This is a genomic window from Vibrio iocasae, assembly GCF_042245395.1.
GTDB classification, from domain to species: Bacteria; Pseudomonadota; Gammaproteobacteria; order Enterobacterales; family Vibrionaceae; genus Vibrio; species Vibrio iocasae.
Genome location: NZ_CP145311.1, coordinates 1,884,585 through 1,905,774 on the forward strand (window position 1 = coordinate 1,884,585; position 21,190 = coordinate 1,905,774).

At 39.8% G+C, this 21,190-nt stretch carries 19 protein-coding genes; 8 read left to right on the plus strand and 11 right to left on the minus strand.

Annotated features, from left to right (window positions below):
- Positions 1–287: 287 nt before the first annotated feature.
- Complete coding sequence (locus SNR28_RS18310; RefSeq protein ID WP_375749982.1) at positions 288–1,448, plus strand: MFS transporter; 1,161 nt, start codon at positions 288–290, stop codon at positions 1,446–1,448.
- Between the two features lie 406 nt (positions 1,449–1,854).
- Here SNR28_RS18310 and SNR28_RS18315 read toward each other — a convergent pair whose 3' ends face one another.
- Positions 1,855–2,583 carry a hypothetical protein gene (locus SNR28_RS18315; protein WP_375749983.1) on the minus strand — a complete coding sequence of 243 codons (729 nt, stop codon included), beginning with the start codon at positions 2,581–2,583 and terminating at the stop codon, positions 1,855–1,857.
- A gap of 227 nt (positions 2,584–2,810) precedes the next feature.
- Between SNR28_RS18315 and speA the strand changes: the two genes are divergently transcribed.
- The 5 genes from speA to SNR28_RS18340 all read left to right on the plus strand — a co-directional run bounded on the left by speA (position 2,811) and on the right by SNR28_RS18340 (position 7,972).
- Positions 2,811–4,721, plus strand: a complete 1,911-nt coding sequence (speA, locus tag SNR28_RS18320; protein ID WP_375749984.1) for a biosynthetic arginine decarboxylase — start codon at positions 2,811–2,813, stop codon at positions 4,719–4,721.
- Positions 4,722–5,648 (plus strand): agmatinase, encoded by a 927-nt coding sequence (speB, locus tag SNR28_RS18325; RefSeq protein ID WP_375749985.1) that lies wholly within the window; start codon positions 4,722–4,724, stop codon positions 5,646–5,648.
- A 392-nt stretch (positions 5,649–6,040) separates the two neighbouring features.
- Positions 6,041–6,466, plus strand: a complete 426-nt coding sequence (locus tag SNR28_RS18330; protein ID WP_375749986.1) for an Hsp20/alpha crystallin family protein — start codon at positions 6,041–6,043, stop codon at positions 6,464–6,466.
- A 215-nt stretch (positions 6,467–6,681) separates the two neighbouring features.
- On the plus strand, positions 6,682–6,915 hold the full coding sequence (locus SNR28_RS18335; protein ID WP_375749987.1) for a hypothetical protein: 234 nt from the start codon (positions 6,682–6,684) through the stop codon (positions 6,913–6,915).
- A 73-nt stretch (positions 6,916–6,988) separates the two neighbouring features.
- The gene (locus SNR28_RS18340) at positions 6,989–7,972 is read left to right on the plus strand and encodes a YiiX/YebB-like N1pC/P60 family cysteine hydrolase (protein ID WP_375749988.1); all 984 of its coding nucleotides are present in this window, start codon (positions 6,989–6,991) and stop codon (positions 7,970–7,972) included.
- Positions 7,973–8,057: 85 nt separating this feature from the next.
- Here SNR28_RS18340 and SNR28_RS18345 read toward each other — a convergent pair whose 3' ends face one another.
- The 3 genes from SNR28_RS18345 to SNR28_RS18355 form a co-directional block, all read right to left on the minus strand.
- Complete coding sequence (locus SNR28_RS18345) at positions 8,058–8,348, minus strand: chaperone modulator CbpM (protein ID WP_375749989.1); 291 nt, start codon at positions 8,346–8,348, stop codon at positions 8,058–8,060.
- A gap of 25 nt (positions 8,349–8,373) precedes the next feature.
- Entirely contained in the window at positions 8,374–9,315 is a 942-nt protein-coding gene (locus tag SNR28_RS18350; RefSeq protein ID WP_375749990.1) for a DnaJ C-terminal domain-containing protein, read from the minus strand.
- Positions 9,316–9,590: 275 nt separating this feature from the next.
- Positions 9,591–10,094 (minus strand): MgtC/SapB family protein, encoded by a 504-nt coding sequence (locus SNR28_RS18355; protein ID WP_375749991.1) that lies wholly within the window; start codon positions 10,092–10,094, stop codon positions 9,591–9,593.
- Between the two features lie 378 nt (positions 10,095–10,472).
- Here SNR28_RS18355 and SNR28_RS18360 point away from each other — a divergent pair, with 378 nt between their 5' ends.
- Entirely contained in the window at positions 10,473–13,865 is a 3,393-nt protein-coding gene (locus SNR28_RS18360) for a mechanosensitive ion channel domain-containing protein (RefSeq protein WP_375749992.1), read from the plus strand.
- Between the two features lie 493 nt (positions 13,866–14,358).
- On the opposite strand, the gene SNR28_RS18365 is transcribed toward SNR28_RS18360, so the two are convergent.
- The 5 genes from SNR28_RS18365 to SNR28_RS18385 all read right to left on the minus strand — a co-directional run bounded on the left by SNR28_RS18365 (position 14,359) and on the right by SNR28_RS18385 (position 18,683).
- On the minus strand, positions 14,359–15,615 hold the full coding sequence (locus SNR28_RS18365; RefSeq protein WP_375749993.1) for a Y-family DNA polymerase: 1,257 nt from the start codon (positions 15,613–15,615) through the stop codon (positions 14,359–14,361).
- Positions 15,615–16,022 carry a S24 family peptidase gene (locus SNR28_RS18370; protein ID WP_375749994.1) on the minus strand — a complete coding sequence of 136 codons (408 nt, stop codon included), beginning with the start codon at positions 16,020–16,022 and terminating at the stop codon, positions 15,615–15,617. The genes SNR28_RS18365 and SNR28_RS18370 overlap by 1 nt, the downstream gene beginning before the upstream one ends.
- 384 nt (positions 16,023–16,406) lie before the next feature.
- The gene (locus SNR28_RS18375; protein WP_375749995.1) at positions 16,407–16,958 is read right to left on the minus strand and encodes a hypothetical protein; all 552 of its coding nucleotides are present in this window, start codon (positions 16,956–16,958) and stop codon (positions 16,407–16,409) included.
- A gap of 32 nt (positions 16,959–16,990) precedes the next feature.
- A complete protein-coding gene (locus SNR28_RS18380) occupies positions 16,991–17,704 on the minus strand; it encodes a hypothetical protein (RefSeq protein ID WP_375749996.1) in 714 nt (237 codons plus the stop codon).
- A gap of 7 nt (positions 17,705–17,711) precedes the next feature.
- On the minus strand, positions 17,712–18,683 hold the full coding sequence (locus tag SNR28_RS18385; RefSeq protein ID WP_375749997.1) for a helix-turn-helix transcriptional regulator: 972 nt from the start codon (positions 18,681–18,683) through the stop codon (positions 17,712–17,714).
- Between the two features lie 219 nt (positions 18,684–18,902).
- Here SNR28_RS18385 and SNR28_RS18390 point away from each other — a divergent pair, with 219 nt between their 5' ends.
- Entirely contained in the window at positions 18,903–19,268 is a 366-nt protein-coding gene (locus tag SNR28_RS18390; protein ID WP_375749998.1) for a hypothetical protein, read from the plus strand.
- Here the strand turns inward: SNR28_RS18390 and SNR28_RS18395 are convergent.
- Both SNR28_RS18395 and SNR28_RS18400 read right to left on the minus strand, forming a co-directional pair.
- Entirely contained in the window at positions 19,265–19,864 is a 600-nt protein-coding gene (locus tag SNR28_RS18395) for a metallophosphoesterase (RefSeq protein WP_375749999.1), read from the minus strand. The two genes, SNR28_RS18390 and SNR28_RS18395, sit on opposite strands and share 4 nt — an antisense overlap.
- 240 nt (positions 19,865–20,104) lie before the next feature.
- Positions 20,105–20,749: a hypothetical protein gene (locus tag SNR28_RS18400; protein WP_375750000.1), complete on the minus strand. Its 645-nt coding sequence runs from the start codon at positions 20,747–20,749 to the stop codon at positions 20,105–20,107.
- Between the last annotated feature and the right edge of the window lie 441 nt (positions 20,750–21,190).

Sequence of the window (21,190 nt, forward strand, 5' to 3'; positions counted from 1 at the left end):
TGCTCCAAATAATTTAGGTCTGCTCAGTAATTTATCTCCCTTTGAACTAAGATAAGTTACTGACGCAGCAATGGCTCAGTAACTTTACAAATTACGTCGACCACGTTTTCTACCATTTTATAATTGCCGTAAACTTCGATAATTAAGCGTAACAACGACAAACGTTCGTTATCTTGAAGATAAATTTATTTCGTTTTACTAGAATCCCACAAAGCCTCATAGTCGCGCAAAACATACTAAAACCCTCTCAACTAAAAATTTTCGCGATTAATTTGGAGATTCTGCTAGTGGATAACACTACTGATATAGCAGCAAGCACTGGTTACAAGGTGCCCATTTTTGCCCTATCACTTTATGCTGTCGCCTCAGGTTATTTGATGAGTCTTATACCCTTAATGCTAAGCGACTATGCTATCGATTTTAATCAAGCAAGTTGGTTAGCTAGTTCCTATTTTGCTGGGTTACTTATAGGAGCATTAATCGTTGAGCCTTTTATAAAGCAGTTAGGTCATCGCAATGCTTTAGTTACCTGCTTATTGTTGTTTATGATCACTATCATAGTCCTGCCTATCGCACCTTCAGCACAAGTATGGCTTGCTGCCCGATTTACGGCAGGTATCGTAGTCGCTGGTGTGTATGTAATCATTGAATCCTGGTTATTGGTAGGAGATGAATCAAATCGAGTAAAGCGGTTCGGATTGTACTTAGGGTTTCTCAATGGTGGTTCCGCTTTAGGGCAGTTGGGTATTGGTTTTATTGGTGTTCATGGAGGCACTCCATTTGCAGTAATACTTTCAGTATTGGGCGCTGCAATTCTCGTAATGTTTTTGGTTCCAACTCAACAGCCTCCAAGTACAACTTCTACCTCGTTCTCATTCAAACAAGCATCAAAGCTAAATCATGCTGCTATTATTGGTTGTATTGTTTCAGGCTTAACTCTGAGTGCAATCTATGGATTAATGCCAATGGAGTTGTTGAACCGAGAAATATCACAATCAAGCTTAAGTACCTTAATGGCAACAATCATCTTAGGCGGGATGGTAATACAAACTATCATTCCTAGACTAGTTCGCAACCTTGGTCATACACTGTCGATGGGATTACTATGTTTAGTTGGTGTATTTGCTTTAGGTCTGGTTGTTCTGAGCAACAACCTAAGTGTGTTGACAGTCAGCTCATTCTTGATCGGTATGGCCGCTTTTTCACTTTATCCGATAGCAATTAATCTTGGATGCAATAAACTTGATGAAAGCCAAATCATTTCTGTAACCCAAATGATGATGTTTTGTTATAGCATAGGTTCAATAGCTGGCCCAATGATAGCTAGCCAGTTTATGACCAATGCCCAAGGCTTAATGGCATACTTACTAGCTATATTGATGTCCACAGCTATTTTCATGCTCATTATTAGTATTCGAGCTAAAAATCATTTAGCTACAGGAAAATAAAAAGAACATAGCCTAATATTAAATTTATTAGGGATATTAGTTATCACATGAAAAATCATGTGTTCATTAATACGCCGTATAGGTTAAGAGTGTATGCAGAAAGAAAAGCACCATGTCTCTGTACCGAGACATGGCAATCAACAAAGAACTATATTATAAGAACAAATGTTAGCATCAATTTATTCATAGTTGTCTTGTTGATAATTAGCTAAGAGTTTTGAGTCCAAAAAACATCATTTAAAATGAAAGAAAACTAACACTGTCTAACAACGTGTTAGGGAGTAACCATCATTGAAAACAACAATCACATTATGCACAAAAGACATTTGCATTAGCAACAAATTATTTTAATTGTTTTGAATAAAATAATTTATAGACTACCATAAAATATAATTATTACGGTTGACTACTTGAGTACATCACTCTTGAGTTTAGGTGATACTCCTATCAACTCTTTGGTATCTGATTTTATTAATGCTGCACTCGTTTTAATTTCTAATGTAAATGCTTTGATTATAACGGTGTCTGCAAAAGTCAGGTATGAATAGTTCTTGAATGCAGATGCTTCCTGCCTTGCGTATTTAGCAGTAGCTACCAATTCTTTTAGGTTCGATAAATCGTATTTAAGAGCTTCAGTTGACAAGTCACCTCCTTCCATAACTTTTAACTTATTGTCCAAGTTGACAATAATAGCACTTAAATCTGAAACAACGGCTTTAAGCTTTGCTAGTGCCATATTCGCAGCTTCAACCATACAATGATTTTCAGCTTTCAAATTATTCCTAGTCGATTTTTCAACATCGTGCAACGCAAGATTAGGATGAGCATAATTCTTTTGTTTCAATAAAGGAATCATATAAGTAATAGCTTTGTCTATCTTACCGTTTCTATTTAGATCACACTCATCTAGAACCTTTTTGGGTATCTCTGAAAACTTTAAATCATCTTGACATTTTAACTCACTCTCAAGATTGTCCCATTCCTTCCAACTCATTCCTGTTTTTTTAAATGAACCAATTATGCCATTACTATCAAAGTCACAATTTTCTAAAATGTTTATTTTTGATGGTGCTGCATTAGCATTTATTACGTAGTTAAGTATTGTTAATAGCGCGAGGCTAGTTACTAGTTTCATTGATAGTTAACAATAGAATATTTCTAACATCCACAAACATTACCATCATCGGACATAAATATCTAAAGAACGAAAACAATTTATTTTTATAGTTACGATTAATAATTTTTTGACATTTAATAAAAGGGACTTGTTAATACGATAACTAAATACATTTGAAGTAATACTTCATCTGATAGATTATTTATTCTCCAAATAACTATTTACTTTTCGTGAGAGCGATAGCATTGAAGACGTACAAATCATTAGGACAGATACGTTCTGATTTTAATGTTAATTACTGGACTGGTGGTTTTTTTGGGGTCGACGAACATGGTGACACCTATGTTAATCCCAAGCTAGATCCAAACCATCAATACACTTTTAAGAAGCTAATTGTAGAATTAGACAACAAGGGAGTTGGCCTACCTGTTCTGGTAAGAATGCCTCAAATCATCCATCAGCGTATTCATAGTGTATGTGGTGCTTTCAATAACGCGATTGATGAGTATGGCTATAAAAACGAGTATCTTCTTGTATATCCTGTAAAGGTAAACCAACAGAAAGATGTTGTGGATGAGATACTGGCTAGTCAACAAGCCCTTGAACAAAGCCAGTTAGGCCTTGAAGCTGGCAGCAAGTCAGAACTCCTAGCAGTGCTTTCAATAGCGAACAAAGCTAGCTCGACCATTATTTGCAATGGCTACAAAGATACAGAGTATGTCCGCCTGGCACTACTAGGTGAAAAGCTGGGACATAAAGTATTTATCGTGATTGAGAAACTATCAGAGCTATCTATAGTGCTTGATGAAGCGGAAAAGCTAAGTGTCGTACCAAGGCTTGGTCTCAGAATACGACTGGCATCTCAAGGTGCAGGTAAGTGGCAAGCCAGCGGAGGAGAAAAGTCTAAATTTGGTCTGTCCGCATCTCAGGTTATCGATGTTGTAGATACGCTGATAACAGAAGGGAAACTATCAACATTACAACTGGTGCATTTTCATCTTGGCTCGCAAATGGCGAACATCCGTGATGTCAGAAAAGGTGTTAGTGAAGCAGCTAGATTTTACTGTGAGCTTCAAAAGCTAGGAACAAAAATCAGTTATCTAGACGTTGGTGGAGGCTTAGCAATCGATTATGATGGAACGCGCAGTCAGTCACCAAGCTCCATGAATTATGGGTTAGCTGAATATGCAAAGAATATAGTATCTTCTATTGGCGATATCTGCGCAGAATATGATTACCCACATCCAACAATCATCTCTGAATCGGGGCGGTATATTACTGCGCACCACGCTGTTCTGCTCACGAATGTGATCGGTGAGGAAAGCTACGTACCTGAGACAGTAAAGGCTCCAGGAAAAAAGGCACCAAATCTACTGTCAAACATATGGAACAACTGGTTACACCTTATTGAAGGTAGAAACCACACTTCTCTAATAGAAGTTTATAACAACACTAGAAGTGATCTAGCCGAAGCCCACACCTTGTTCGAAGCAGGTACTTTGAGCCTACATGAGCGTGCCTGGGCAGAAAAATTATCATTAAAGATCTATAACGAGCTGAGATCGCAAATGAGTGGTGGTTCAAGGATCTATCAACCTGTGTTAGACGAGCTAGAAGATCGGCTAGCAGATAAGCTGTACCTCAACTTTTCACTGTTTCAATCTATGCCAGATGCATGGGGCATCAATCAAGTATTCCCAATACTACCTATTAGTGGCCTAAAAAATGTGTCAGATAGGCGAGCGGTTTTATTAGATATAACCTGTGACTCCGATGGGGTTATCAATGAATATGTGGACTCTCAAGGTATTGAACGCACAATATCTATCCCTGATTGGGAAGATGATGAAGATAAGACTATAGGCTTCTTCCTTGTTGGTGCCTATCAGGAAATTCTGGGAGCAATGCATAACCTATTTGGTGATACCAACAGTGTTACCGTTCGATTTGATGACGACAATAACCTGAACATCACCTCCGTAGACTTTGGCGATACTGTTGAAGACATGTTGAAGTACGTTCATATCGATGTGAACGATATTCGCAGAAATTTCAAAATAATGGCTTCACAGGAAGCAAATTATCAAAATCAGGTAGAGATACTTGAAGAACTCAACTCAGGTTTAACAGGTTATACCTATCTAGAGGATTATTAGATGAATGACATATTCAGCAAGAAAGATTATTCATTGTACTCCAATGCAATGACATTCATGCGCCAACCCCTATGTAACAATCCACTAGAAAGCCGAGCGGATGTCGTGGTAGTTGGTGCTCCTTTGGATATTGCTACTTCTGGTCGACCTGGAGCAAGGTTAGGGCCTGATGCAATAAGAAAAGCATCAGTCAATCTTGCATGGGAAGAGAAAAAATTCCCGTGGTCATTTAACGTCTTTGAACACATTAATGTAGTAGATATGGGTGATCTGGTCTTCGACCCTGGTGATGCTCAGGATTTTACGGAACGATACGAGTTCTTATTAAGCCAACTCATAAAAAACGGGAAAACTGTACTGGGATTTGGTGGTGATCACTTCATTACTCTTCCAGCTCTTCGCGCCTACCATAAAGAATACGGTCAAATGGCATTGATCCATTTCGACGCACATACCGATACTTATTCGAATGGTAGCCAGTTTGACCACGGAACCATGTTTTATCATGCACCTAAGGAAGGATTAATATCAGCTACCAATTCTGTACAAATTGGGATCAGAACCGAATACGAAGATAAGGATCATGGTTTTAACGTTATTAGTGCGCCTCAGGCAAATCAAATGAGCATTGAGGAAATCTCTTTCCTTGTTAAAAAAGTAGTAAAAGATATGCCTGTATATCTTACGTTTGACATTGACTGCTTAGATCCTGCCTATGCCCCAGGAACAGGTACTCCCGTTTGCGGTGGGCTGACTACAGATAAGGTACTCAGCATCTTGCGTGCTTTAGATGGCATTAACCTGGTTGGGATGGATGTTGTTGAAGTCAGTCCAGCTTATGACCATGCTGATATTACATCACTAGCAGCCGCGACTGTAGCTTTAGAAATGCTCTATTTATGGGGTTCTAAACGAATACCGTCATAGCCCAAACAATTATTATTACCATTTCTCCTATACCCCTACTTTGGACGTCATCCTTGATGACTTTACGGGTTCCAAGCTTTTTGGAACCCTTTTTTTCTCAAAAAGTCTCACTTCCAGAAGACATTTTTGAGCTACCAATAATTACCAATGACATCGCTGTTAGCCCATAAAAAACAGATAGCAAAAACAACACTTTACCCGAATAAAGACCCACAATACTCCCCATCACCTTATAAGAAGAGAATATGTAATTTTAATCGTTAAAATACAACACGTTAATTGAGGTAAAACATTAATATATTTTATGAAAATTATACGATATTTCCTTAGCAAACTAGAATTTTTTACCTACTATTAAATTGGTAATAACAGTGAATGCGTAGGAGGAGAATATGAGCTTAATACCTCGCGAAACTTGGCCTGATCTGTTCCGTGTATTCGACCATGATTTTCCTACATTGAGGAGTCGATTAGGTGGCATGGGAACATTCTCACCAAGGCTAGATATCATCGAAAAAGAAGATAAGTTTGAAGTACAAGTCGAACTACCTGGAGTAGACAAAAAAGATATCACCTTATCCTGTAAAAACGGGACACTGACAATTGAAGCCAGCACTTCAAGAAGTGACGAAACCAAAGACGGTGATAGAGTGATCCATAAAGAACGCTATGAAGGCAAGATGGTTCGAAGCTTCACACTAGGTGATAACGTCCGTCAGGAAGACATCGATGCTTCATTTAATGATGGTGTTCTGAAAGTAATGATTCCGAAGAGTGAACCAAAAATTGAAGAAGCCAGCCGAATAGAAATTAAATGATACGCACCAATTGATAGCTGAGAGCCGACATGTGTCGGCTCTATTTTCAATTCTATAATGTGAGCGTGTGTTAGCTCCTAAGGTTTAATACCTCCACAATTAACACTGTCTCTTTTGACTTACATCGCCATATACAACTAGTATGAAACAAAGAACCTATCAAGGTCATAGCATACAGCTCACAACTACCGTTAAGCACCGCAGGAAAAAATCGAATGACATACAGAGTATTTACGAAGCTACAATGCCCGTGCGGTCATGTTGGGCAAATCGTCGAAAGTGAAAACGATCAACCGTTTTCAAGAGAATGGTCACGAACGAGCCTTCGTGACCTCGACAATAAAGGAGACTACTCTGGTAAACACGGGTTAATCTCCCGCATGAAGCCATCTTGCCCTAAGTGCGGTACTTCGTTAACACCAGAACACATAATTAGTGAATCAATCTAATTACTAAAATCACCATACTTCAATAAAAACAAAAAGTTAAAAACAATAGGTTCAAGAGTTAAGTAGCAGAAATATGTATATCTTTGACGTTGATAAGCTGGAGCCTGGTGATATTCTCCTCACCCGATCTAATAAAAAGCCTAGCAAGCTAATATGCTCAGCTACCAGATCAGATTACTCGCATGCCATTCTATATGCAGGTGGCAGTAGCTATATACATTCTGATTTAGATGGTGTCCATTCTGGCAACATTCAGAGATTGCTTGTCGAAGAAACTCATTTCGCAAAAGTTGTTCGTTTAAGAACTCCAGATCATATAAATAAAGCGGTAGAGTATGCCCGACTGCAAGTGGGAACTTCTTACTCCAAAGTTGGCGCTGTAAATGCGGGCATAAAGATTTCTCAGAACTATCGCACGGCCAAACAGTTTTGCTCTCGACTTGTGGCAAAGGCTTATGCATATGCTGGTATCAATTTGGTGGATAACTCTGATTCATGCTTACCCAAGGAGATCCTATTATCAGAACATGTATACGCAGTAGAAGGCTGTGTTCGCCAGGCAACGGTCGCGGAAATTGATTTTGCTTTAAGTTTCAGTCCGATACAGAAACAGACAGATATTACCAATCATATCCTTAACCAAATTAAGTCAACCGTCAGTAGTAATATTCATACCTTCGCAGATGTCTCTGATTTTTTGGTCAAAAATCCTCAACATGATAATAATGTGACTGAAATAATTGAAAATTCAGGTTATCTAACCATGTGGGAACATGAAATCAAATCAAACCCATGGCGCTATGATTTAAGCGAATTTTTGGCTCTACCTTTCGATCATGACGAACTAATAGATACAGCAAATAAAGAGATTAAAGTAGCAAATGAACTACTTGAACGATATAAAGGTAACTGTGAGCAATTTTATTATTTAAAAGAAATTCATAAACTTAGATATGCTGAGCAGCAGTTCAACCTTTATGTGCAGTTGATAAAAAATACTTTGGCTCATCGGGACACCATGGATTCAGCACTTATCTTTCTAGAATCATCATCATAAACTAATGATTTTTTTATAAATATTAACCAGCATGCAAGATCGGAGGCTAATAATAGAAACCCAGCTCAGCCAACATATACCACATTCAACTCTCAAATCGATCCAGTCGGGTTCTTATCTCCTCAAGCTCTTCCACAAGATCTAGCACTAGTGCAACTCCTGGTGTGTTGATGCCTAAATCCTGTTGCAATCGACGCGCACTGCATACACGCTTGACGCTCACTGCTGAAAAGCGCCAGGTGCGAGCTGACTTTCCCTGGGGTTCTATAACACCGTATTCGATGAGTTCAATTATTTGCTCAGCAGTGGATTGACTAGCCCTACATAACTCAACCAAATTAAGATCAACCTGTTCATCTAAAACTTGAACTGACATTATGCTTATTAGCTCTTTTTTCATCTTATCCCCCAAATCCTTCGCGTGGGTTAAAATCTACTGCTTGCTTAAAATCAGCATACGCTTTCTTTGCTTCTTCCGTATCAGCCCTTGGTAGAATCACCTGAAGCACTACGTATAGGTCACCTGGAATTTTAGACGGAATACCTCGTCCTTTGAGTCTCATTTTTCTGCCACCCACCGACCCCGAAGGAATTGTTAAATCGACGATGCCAGTTGGAGTATTAGCCTTAACCTTAGCCCCTAATGCCACTTCCCATGGTGCAACAGGCAGATCAACATATACATCTTTCCCTTCTACTTTGTAGATTGGATGAGGGCGCAATTCGACTTCCAGATACAAATCACCAGACTTCCCATCAGCTAGCCCTTTTTCACCCTGGCCTGCTAAGCGAATACTTTGTCCCTGTAGCACGCCCTTAGGAACTCTAATGTTTAATACTCTTTCTTTAGGCTGTAAGTTTCCACCTGCTCCGATTTCCGTTTGCCTTAACGTGAGTGTACGTGTAGTGCCATTATATGTATCTTCTAGGTCAATTGTGACTTTAGCATGGGAATCTTGACCACGAGCGTTAAATCCCCTTTGCGCACGTTGATTAAAACCACCTCTGCCAAACAGATTCTCGAAAAAATCACTAAAATCAGCAGAGTTTGCATTGGTAAAACCACCGCCACGAAAATCAAACCCCTGATCCCAATCAGGGGGGCGTTGAAATCGTTGACCTTCTTTCCAGTTTTCACCGAGTTGATCATAAGCTGCTCGCTTTTCGGGATCTTTAAGAACCTCATATGCTTCTTTCACTTCTTTGAAGTGGGCTTCTGCATCTGCCTCCTTACTTACATCTGGGTGATATTTTCTACCTAGCTTTCGGTACGCTCGCTTGATTTCATCTTTGGTTGCGTCCCTACTAACCCCCATTATCTGGTAGTAGTCTTTAAATTCCATACAGGCTCATTTAACTCTCTTAGTCAAATCATCATCAATTCAGCACCATCAGTCTCGTACAATTCTCACATGGTACTGAATCACTATCTAAGTGAAACTCAAACACAAAAAATAAGTTTTTCTCTTTTTTATATAGGTTAGTTCAATCCCACCCACCAACAACTTTGAAACACATAATGCACCATATTAAAACTAGCTCTTCGCACGGCGGTCTCCTCTCATGTTCAGGGCTATTGCAGTGCTCGCCTATACTGAGAACGTCACAGCTCAAAACTCTAAGTTCGCCTCCTTGCTCGACGACTGGCTCTACGTATTTTGATATGCTGATGTACTCCATTTCTCAAAAATCGAAGGCTAGCTTCTAACTTATCAACCCCTATCAATATTGAAATAATGATGCTCGTTAGTATTAGGGCTGTACTTATGTATCCAACAGCAATCAGCACTCCTAAAGCGGCCAGTAGCCACACAGCGGCTGCTGAAGTAACACCATGTACCTGACCATTCTGTGTCATCATGACCCCAGCCCCCAAAAAGCCTATACCTGTCACAATCTGAGAAAGCACGCGAGCCTGATCTGCTCGGACATCAGAAAGATCCATCCCCAAAGACATAAATGTATAAGTGCCAATAATGATGAGACTTGCAGTACGTATGCCTACAGGTTTGCCACGATATTGACGTTCAATTCCTAGCAGCAAGCCACAAATCAAACAAGTGACAACACCTTGCCAGCTCAAAGGGGAAATATTCATATACAGGTTCATGTATCTAATCATCTGGTTAGTATGGAAATTACCAATATTTTAATAGATAAAACGGAATGAAATATTAGGTGATAAATATCAAATTAACGAGCAAATATTCAACAAAAGTTAATTAACCATATGATAAAAAATGTGATTTGAAGTCTAATAAATCACCATGGGATAATTGTCGAATCTACATCATCAACGTAAACCACATGATAATAGTAGAACGGTTCGCACTTCTTACGCTTCTCTGATTTCGCCTCGCGGAAGGTTAATCGAATTGAAATATATTCCGTCTGTAGGGTCTAGTTAACCTAAAATATTAAATAGAAATATGTAGTTATTGTCGAGAAGTGAAACTAAAAGAGTGTTAACGATAACGTTATGCCAGATAAAGGGACTAAAATGAAAAAAAGCAGTCGCCCTAAGCAGGTGGAAGCATTCCTTCTGCCTGCCAAATCTATCCGCATCCTACTGTTACTTTCCACAACTCTTTTAGTGGTAGGGCTATCAACAAAACCTATGGCTCAGACTGTTGATTCTACATCTATCCAGGACTTTGATATTTCGCTACAAAGCAGAGAGCAGTTAGATATTCGTCTAGAAGAATCAAGGCAAGCCGTTGTCCGCTTACCAGAAGACTCTCTAGCTACCGAGCAGGAAAAGCAGCTCAAAGCAAGTCTTCAGCGTCATATTGCTCTGCTACAGGAGTACCTAGACCAAACAGATACTTTATTGCAACTTCAACAACGAGACGCGGACAACACTGAGAGCATAAAAAAGGCAAAAGAGATGATTGCCACACTTTCATCATTGGCTCCAGTTCCCCCTGTAACGAACCCTTTAAAAATAGATCATCTAACGCTTGAAAGTAACCTAAATAAAGCTCGCAGCCAAAAAAGTAATCTTCTCAACCATCAGGTACAACAGCAGCAGTTAGAAGAAGAACTTTCCAGCTATCTGGAGTTAACTAACCTCCGTTACCAAGAAGCTGACCAACGTGAAAGTATGCTCTTTAAATCTAAGTCACAAGACCAGACACAATCCACTTTGCTACTGGTCAAGAAGCAAATAGAAAATTCGCAATTAGAAAAAATCATTGCCCGCCAGTCCGAAAAGTTATTTGATGAACGTAGAAAATGGTATCGCAACAAAGAGCCTCTGATACGCCTTGAATTGGAGGCTGCTGAGTTGAATATTGTTCGTTTGGAGCAACAGTTATCAGCTTATCATGAAGCTTTACGACAGCAGTTGGAGAAACAGACCAAGCAAGCAGAAGAGGCTTTAATGGAGAAGGAGGAAAGTGTTCAAAAGGCAGCAGCCCCTGATGAGCGCTTCATCGCAAGCTGGGAAGCATCTATCGCTCGCTCAAAAAGGGATATAAGTGAATCTCAAGCACTTGTTGTTAGCCTTGCCGCTGAAGTGACAGAACAAGAAAAGCAGTCAATATTGGAAAACGATGAATTTCAAGCTATCAAACACCTTATGTCTAGTCAGGATAATTACAATTCGTCTGAGCGAATCAAGTTGGCATTGGTTCAAATTCAACAGCGCAGCGCATTACTGACGCAATCATTAAGCTCAGAAAACCTTACTGCCCTAAATATGCACAGAGAGCGCAGCTACAAGATTTCAGACATTCTATTTGGACTAACTGACGAGTTTAAAAACAAACGAGACGATGTTCTGGGTAACTTGTCAGAGGATGAAAAGCAAGAATTCAAGGTAACAACTAATAAATTATTAGCGGAATACCGTAGTGTTTTGAAAGATGAAAAGTCGGCACTTACTGAGGTGGTTAGTCAGAGTCAAAAGCTACAATTGTCTATTGAACAAAGGCTAACTAAGCTCAATGAGTTTGAGTTATTTATTCGAAATACCTCTTTTTGGATACGAGATATAAAACCATTAGGCTGGAAAACATTCCTGTCTGTTCCAGTAGAACTTATAGAAAATGTAATAACAATTCAAGAGCTATCTTTGATAGAAATAAGTACTCAGTTGTCCGAGATGATTCAGACACCTAAAACAACTGTTTACGCTCTTACGTTGTTCCTGATCCTTCCTGTAGGGTTATATCGTTTACGCTTATACCTCCGCGAGGCGTATCACAACATAAATGATCAAGTACAAGCACAAGGCAAATTGAGCCAAATGGCAGCACTTGTCGTAACGGCTTGTCTACTAAGCGCAGCCTTGCTTCCAGCGTACTTTTTCATCATTGCACGATTGGCTGAATCATCTCAATTACCTGCTAACCTGAATAATATTATGAGTCAGATATTTGATCATCTGGCACTCTTCTTTTTCTTTTGGTTTTTAAGCCGTTCATTTTTTGCACGTCGCAGTATCTCCGAAGTGCAGTTTGGCCTCCCAAGAGTTGCAGCAAACTCATTATTTTCCGCCCTCAGGTGGTTCTTGATTGGATATATACTAATGCTGCCTTGGAGTGTGCTCAGTCAAGCTCCTTTTGATAACGTAGCAATACCTCGCTTAAGTTATGTGTTTTTTCTGTTAGTTTTGACCATTGGTGTATACAGGATTACCCGCCCAAAATCTGCTTATGTTCAGCACCAGTTGGAAGCCCTAAACAATGATGTCATTTTAAAAAACTGGAAGGTGCTAGCTAAAGCGTTAGTTACAATAGCAGTAGTTTCACTGTCTCTTGAGGTTACTGGCTATCAGTATGCGGCAAGAACTATAGCCTTCAATCTAGGAGGCACACTAGCCATTTTAGTTGTATTACCACCTTTATACCGCCTACTTAAATGGCGAATGCTTCGTTTTGTAAACCGCCGCCTAAGCTCTACAGCGGAAACCGATGATAAAATGCCAACCCGATCTGATTTGAAGATCAACTCTCTGCGCATTTTCAAGCTACTATCCGTTTTAGTAAGTATTGTTTTGGTTTTACGTATATGGGGGATAGACGAGCAGGCTTTACAAACATTGGATGATATTCAGTTGTATACAGTTCAGATATCAGGAGCCGACCCAGAGTTCGTAACCTTAGGTAGCCTTCTGCGCTGCCTGCTATTCATATTTATTACGTACTCGGTGATCCGAGGGCTACCTAGTCTTTTAAATATTACTATCTTTCCCAACTGGAGTGCTGATGTCGGTGTTAAATATGCGGTTCAAACCATCTCAAAGTACATCACCTTTCTAATTGGATTTTTCTTTGTTATAGCGGAACTTCATCTGGATTTAGCCCAGCTTGGCTGGTTAATGGCTGCAATTGGTGTTGGTCTAGGTTTTGGCTTACAAGAAATAGTATCTAACTTTGTTAGTGGGTTAATACTCTTGGCTGAGCGACCAGTAAAACCAGGTGATATCGTTACTATCGGGAACCTTACTGGCACAGTAAGCCGAATAAACATACGGGCTACTACCATTGTTAATTTTGATAGACAAGAAGTAATGGTTCCCAACAGAAATTTGATCACCACGGAAGTTATCAACTGGACAAGAAGTGACACGGTGAACAGAGTGGTTATACCTATTGGTGTTGCCTACGGTAGTGATGTGGATTTTGTAAGTAGTCTTTTACTATCAATAGCTAAAGGTCAAAGAGAAGTATTAACTGAACCTGAGCCTACTGTCATCTTTATGCTGCACGGGGAAAGTTCTCTCGATTTAGAACTACGTGTATTTGTCTCTTCGCCAGATAACATCATGCCCATCAGAGACAAGCTCAATAGAGAGATAAGTAAGGCATTTGCCCGTGAGAACATTGAAATACCATTTCCTCAGCGGGATCTACACATTAAGTCAGGAAATTTATTTGCTCAAGATTAGTGCATGAGACTGGTATAATCAATGTCTAGCTGCATAGCTTAAAGCACTTCCTTTGACAATGATATTAATGCCTGCACAGAAGAAATTCTCGACATCGTTACTTCAGGCTAAACTGATAAAACATCAGTATTTAGAGTCATTAATTAGATCTATTCATGGGGTGACAAATTAGGACGTCTTTTTTACGCATCAGTTAGCGGAAAAGCGGTTTCTCGAGAAGAAATTGATTACAATATAGATTAATACTAAAGTTTATATATCCGTCTGATAAAATCAACTGTCCCGATGCAATAAGCCGTTGAATCATGAGCTACCCCAGTACATTGAACTTCAGAACGATTCATTAATCGTTATAAAGTCTATTGCTCTCATGTTATTTGCCCAGTATTTTAATTAGGCTAACACTTTCGAGAAAAAACCCAAGAAATAGCATATTATCTATCTGTTTTGTATATATTTATTGGTATAAAATGAATCGATAAAATTGATAGATTTAACATACTATTTTTGGTATATCTTTCCAGCTTGTCGTATACCTTGGAGTCAAATACTCCCTTCTCATTTTCCATTTTTCATCTGTTCCTTGAGCCGCTAAAAACACAGTATCTGAGCCATATTTGTTGTTTATGCAATCAAGTACATTCATTAGTGTTTTGTTGTTCGGTGTCGGATTAAATAAGTCTGGTTGTTCATTACGACCATCGACAAGTTCGATTAGGCCTACCCCAATTTTGTAATACCTTACCCCTTCACGAAACAACTGCTCTGTCATTTTGCTCACTGCTTGCGTGATCGTAGTGACATCGGATGTCGGGTGGGAAAAACGGTGAACAGCGCGGAAACTGGCAGGTTTGTCATCATATGGTGAGTTACCAGCGAAACAAATCATGGTTTTACAGAGAGATTGTTGCGCTCTTGCCTTCTTTGAAGCAATGCCTGCGTGTTTACTCAACGCTTTTCTTAGACACTCTATTTCTAGGATCCTTTTGCCTACACTTCTGGTAGAATAAATCTGTTTCTTATCAGCTCTAGCGGTATCCCAACTGATGCAGGCTTGAGCATTTAACTCCAAGATAGTTCTTTGTACTTCAACATTAAACTCTTTTCTGGCTAAAGCAGGGGGATAATGCGCTAAATCAAGAGCTGTATTTACTCCAGAAAGCCTTAACTTAGAAGAAGTTCGCTTACCAATACCCCAGACGTCTCCGACGTCTAATTTAGCAAGTATAGCTGTTCTCTCCTTTTCGGAGCCAATCAAACAAACACCTTTGTAATTTGCCAGCTTTTTAGCAGCATGGTTTGCGATTTTGGCAAGAGTTAACGTCGGTGCAATACCAACACAAACAGGCAACCGACACTCCTTCCAAACAGCTCGCCTCAGTTTCGTTCCATGCTCGGTCAGGCATGGAATAGCTGGATAACTTCGATGAAATGAAAGGAACGACTCGTCGATGGAATAAATATGCTGCTCTGATGCAAACCGCCCGATTACATCCATCATTTTTGCAGAAAGATCTGCATATAACTCATAGTTGGACGAAAGGGTGATAACACCTCTTTTCTCACAAAGATCTTTGACTTGAAAGAACGGTTTAAACTTAGGTATGCCAAGTTCTTTAGCCTGCCGATTTGCCGCTACTACACACCCATCATTATTAGAAAGGACAACGATTGGCTTTCCTCTCCATTCTGGGCGGAAAACCTGCTCCGCACTACAGTAAAAACTGTTTGCATCCACCAGCGCGTACATTAATCACCACCCAGCAAGTTGCTAGGCCGATGGCACCTAATAGATCGGATGACTACACCTTCTTGCGTAAAGTTGTCGAATTCGTTGATGACGACTGGCTGAACAGATTCATTTGCGGACAGCAATAACCTGCGGTGCGCATCTATCAACTTGCAAACAAACTCTCCATTGAAATTAGCCACAATAACATCGAGATGCTTTACTTGGACATGTCTATCAACTATCAGAAGATCACCATCAAAGATCCCTACCCCTTGCATAGAGTCACCACATGCCTGCCCCAGAAATGTGGCACTTGGGTGCTCGACTAAGAGTTCATCAAGGTCAATTGGAAGCTGAGTATATTCTGCCGCAGGTGATTCAAAACCTGTGACTCCTGCACTAGCTAAGATTGGTATAACTTTCATAAAAACAATAATACTGTATATATGCACAGTATTATTGTCCAACACTACCAAAAAAGGCAAGCAGGTATTAGAAAGTCCTGGTTCGTGTGGTAGTTATTTAGCCAACTACCAGTTGAAAAATAAGCCTTTTTGGGGAAATTCTTAACAAAAGAAATAGTTGAACAAAAATCGAGTGGTTCAACACGAAGTGTTGGCATTTCAAAAGGGTCACTTTTACTTTATTTATATATAACTAGCGGAAGTGCCCCTAGGTGACTATTCCCCATGAGCAACCCTACTACAACTCGCAGGTTGCCAACCAGACGATAAAACCAACTCGGAATTCAAAAATACCTAGTGCTGGGAATCACTAAACTAAATCATAAACATAAGCGCCTTGTATATTTACAACTTGCCGTTGTAGGAAATCGGAGATTTGTCTATGCCAATATCTTTGCGAACTTCATTAATCAGCCCTAAGGCTAGTTCTCGAACTTGTTCCCAGTCATAGGTAGCATTTCCATGCGAAACCAAAAGTAACAAATCAACCAACTTGTCTTGTGCATCCATAACCTCTTGTGGAGCAAGCATCCCTAAGTATCCATAAAGTCTGATGCGATTTTTGTTAAAGCTATTAAATGCTTTCGTCGCTTCTTCGGGTGTAAGCTTTTGTGTTTCATTGGCATCAAAAGCTGCAAGGATGTCAGCTACTGTATCAAGCACCATACGATAGATTGCAATCTTGTCTGAATGGTTACTTAACAGCTTATCTTTTGCTAAGTCTAGGTCGCGCTTTACAGCCTCTAACTCTGTAGCCATCCGATTTTTTTCTTGTTCTAGAATACGTTGAGCCCAGACTTTTCCAAGCCAGCTAGATAATCCCAATATAATTGCGCTAGCGGAACCAACCGAAGCTAAAAAACCTGCTGACACTTTGAATATGCTTTCCCAATCCACCAACATCCCCTTTAAATGTTGTTCTCTGTATTTTAATAGTTTTTTTCAAGGAACTGACAGAATGAACTCTTACCCGTAGTCCCTTTTTTAGTCTTTCGATTCCACCACACGCTAGCGGGATGAGCCGTAACAATATGCTTATGTTCTGATAAATGAGGCTTGATAGCCTTACCAACTTTTTTTGAAACGACAACCACAAGATCTGGCTTTAATGACTGAAGAAGATACTTCAATGTAGCTTCTGCTACCTCTTTATCCATTTTAGTCACGTTGATACTGCCACCAGTTTTTTCAGCAGGCCTTTGGAAGTAGTTATAGTAAGCAACATGATCTATCGTATCTAAATAATTATCTTTCTGAAAACACACTGAGTTCAGTGAGCTGAAGATGTTTCGATAAATGGCATGACCTTTCGCTGAAAACTTCTTCCTTTTTTCTTTGGGCATATCGGTAGAACGAGCTCGTAGAATGCCAGATGTACTGATGTATTTTATCCCATTTAACTTATCATCTTCATGGATACAACTGCTTTGAACATCATTCTTCAAATCCTCCTCATTGCCTGCGTACCAGCGTTCTATATCATGGTGGTAAGTGACACCTTCAGGAAGATAGTGACTTTCACCAATGATTAATATTTTTTTCCCTGATGGGTACTTTGAACCAACCCACGGAGTCAATCTGGGATATTTTTTGAAATGGCTATAGAGAGCCAGCAGCTCCAAGAGCTCTTCTCTTTTACTCATTTTTCCTCTACTGATAATTTGCTATTGCGCTATTTAAGCGATTGAACACTAATTTCCTTATATTACAAGGGGATTCACATACTACATCATGACTGAACTTAAGAATCCAACTGATTAAGTCATATGTGGGATAACACGAAAAAGTCACTTTCCACCACTCTTCATCCACTTGCTCGAGCATCTGATCTTGTGCCAACTTGTTATGGGTAACCACATCGAGTGCATAGCCCTTCACCCTGAGAACAATGTGCTCTTGCTTATCTTTGAGTAGCCACCCCGTGGGGTTCTTCGCAAAATACTCTTCAATAGTGAAAGACGTTGGTTCAGTAATGTCAGAGTACGTCTTAACTGCGAACGAAATTCGGTGAAACAAAAACAACAGAGGTATCTCTGGGGTCTCTTCCTTTGTAGCGACAAGGTAGTGGCTTTGATCTCTAATGATCAGGCCTAAAGGATTAAGCACGTACTCTTTCACTTGGTCTGATTTGTCTGACTGATAGGAAATCTGTATCTGTTCTTCATTGAGAACGCAATCATAGATCATCTTCCGATAGTCTTCGTCGATGTGGCGCTCATCGTAGATTATCGGATAGCTGTCTGAAACGACATTCACCTTACTTTTCCAGTTTGAAAATAAGTGCTTCGCGGACAACTTAGCGTCAGCTTTGTTGAGCCATTCCTCTAGCTTTTCAGACAAACTGACTGGAACAGTCTTCCGAAGTAGTTTTTCCGAAAGTACAAGAAGAAAAGCTTCAGAGGCAGGTACAACATCCATTACATCTGACTTCTTTATGTCTCTAAACCAACGTCTATGACCGTCTTCGTCATCCTCATGATCAAGAGCGGCCCATTCAGACAGTTTTTCAAGATCTCGCTGAACAGTTCTCTTTGAGATGTCATAGCCTTCACCCTTTAGAAACTGATGGATTTGAGCTGTGGTCGCCCCTTTCTCAGGATAAATCGGGATACTATCTACCATAATAAGATTCCGAAGTATGGCGCTTTTCAGTCTACGTTCCTGAATTATATCTTCCATCCTGTTCCCTATTATCAACAAGGTTTAGCTCTATTATCTAGTAAGTTAAGTCACTATAAATTGACTCGCGTCATCTAATGTCGCTATTCAACATGTCGCTTAAGACATTACATGTCACATGTGTTTCTATCCTCTGTGTATACACTATGAAGGAGGCATAAGATGAGAACACACGAACAAATCATTTTTGAGATACTTGATATCTATCCACGACTAATAGAGGGGAGAGGTTACGTATTTTTTGGAACCCTTGAGGAGAAGCCACCGTATGAAATGGCTGGCTATCAGAGTTGGCGTTTGGCCATTGAAGACAACCATGAATACCGAAAAGCCAGAAAATCAATAGGTTATTTATTTGAGTCCTTATTAGGAAATATCAACACTCCTTCCCCTAGACCTCACGGCTACATAAAGATTGAGGATTCAAAAATTACTTTGCAATGGACGAGCAGTGATATCGTCGAAACAATGCTCGATAACATTGACAAGGCATCAAAGTTAGAACCTTACCGAGGCTTGACTGGTTAAATGTTTATCCAGTGATGATTAGGGATCTTGCCATCCAGGTTTGAGCCTGGATTTGAAATACAGCAATTTCGAAATTTTGACGCATTCTTGAGGGGCGAATGAACATGGCCGCACAATAACCAATTCAAAGATAATGTCCCATCCTTAATGGCCTTGGTCAGATATCGTGAACCAAAGTCCTTTTGTCCTTGCTTCGCGACTTTTAATCCCGATGGCGGTTCATGGTGAAGCAGTACCTGACATCTAGCAAAATGACTTAAGTCTGTTGTCCCGTATGCTGCACAGCCATAGGTAACTCCTTTTATTTCTGTAATCGAACCGTCAGGGAAAACTCCAGCTACTCCCTTAAGCCAAGATGAATCGAGTTCATCTCCAATTTCATCATGATTACCCGAACACACCAGCACAGGAATCTTAAAGTCAGATAGCCAGTTTTTTATTTGATTAACCTGCTCTTCTATTTGCACTTCGCAATCGTACCTACTGTCAATAAAATCACCTGTGATACAAACTAAATCGGCATTACCCGTCTGACCGTGAATCCATGCCATATGCTCTAGGTTAAAATGTATATCAGTTACGTGAAGCAATTTCATGACATGAGGCTTATTGAATTCAAGTTTGATTGAACAGCGATTAACAATGATAGCTCATGATGTGACATCTAATGTCACCAACTAGAACAATTTCTATGGGTGAAATGGGTGATTTGATATCTCAAAACGTAATGAATTAGCGCAGTAAAACCTCAAAGTAAAAATCCACCTAGAATAGCAGGTGGATTAAACGGGCCCTACTCGAAGAACACCATACCTAGCTTTCACTACCTAATAGAGCTAACAAAACAAACTATAGTCGAGTTTGAAACCTTCTTGAGAGAACTCTATTTTTCCCTCTTTATGCTGCTCTGCCATTTCCTCAGCTCTGCTGAGAACAGCATCAATTTCTGGGTTTGGTCGAATACGCATCTCTGACATCGATTTCAATCTAGAATATGCATTTGCCGTCCAACCTCTCACCATATGATCCAACAGGGAGCGACAAGGTTTATCCAGCAATGTAGAGAGCTCAGCTATCAAGCTACTCTCTTGCTCAGTTAGATAAGCCTCTGCTATCGTATAGAAATCTTCATTTTTCAACCAAGGATAGGTTTCTATCGATCCCATAGTTTTCTTGATCGCATTAGTACGGTTACGGCCCGATTTCGCATCACCAATAGCAAACGGAATCCATTTATTCTTCAGTTCGTTATAGTGATTCAAGTTTTCTATTATTGCCAAAGGATTGAATAAAATATCAGTACCATAATCGGTTATAACTGATTGATCTTCTATTAAAAGATGAACCACTTGTTCTTTTTCAAGATTGGCAACAATGTCATTTTTGTGCAGTCGGCATTTGAAACTGCGATTACTCGACTGAAGGTTGGCATGAACGTACTTTCTGCCGACAGAGGTAATTTCGAACGTATTATTTTGCATTATTTTCTCGCTTTTGTTATTTGTGAATGAACCTACGCTTACGCGCATAAAAATGCTAAAGCCCATCTTTGTGAAGGGAAATAGACACCGCTAAGCATCATTAGAGATAGCAATTTTTGTTCGCCCGTTCCTCAAGACAGACTTGCTCGATTAATTACGAGCCACACCCACATACTTGCGAGAAATTTTTTGAGGATAAGACCACTTTTGTTAGTGGAATTGCGGCACTGATCCATTGCCGATATTACTTATTAATCTCCATCAATTTATCCATTGAGTAGTCACTCCATTTTGAGCCTTAGAACCGTTCCTTCATTCAGAACGGTTGTCCAGTTTTTGCGTGTGCCACCAGATGTTTCATAATCAAAAATGAAAGCGTTGTCGGTATCTTCTCATCAGACATGACAGCAACTAGTCGATTTCTTTCAAAGCGTTGCTTTG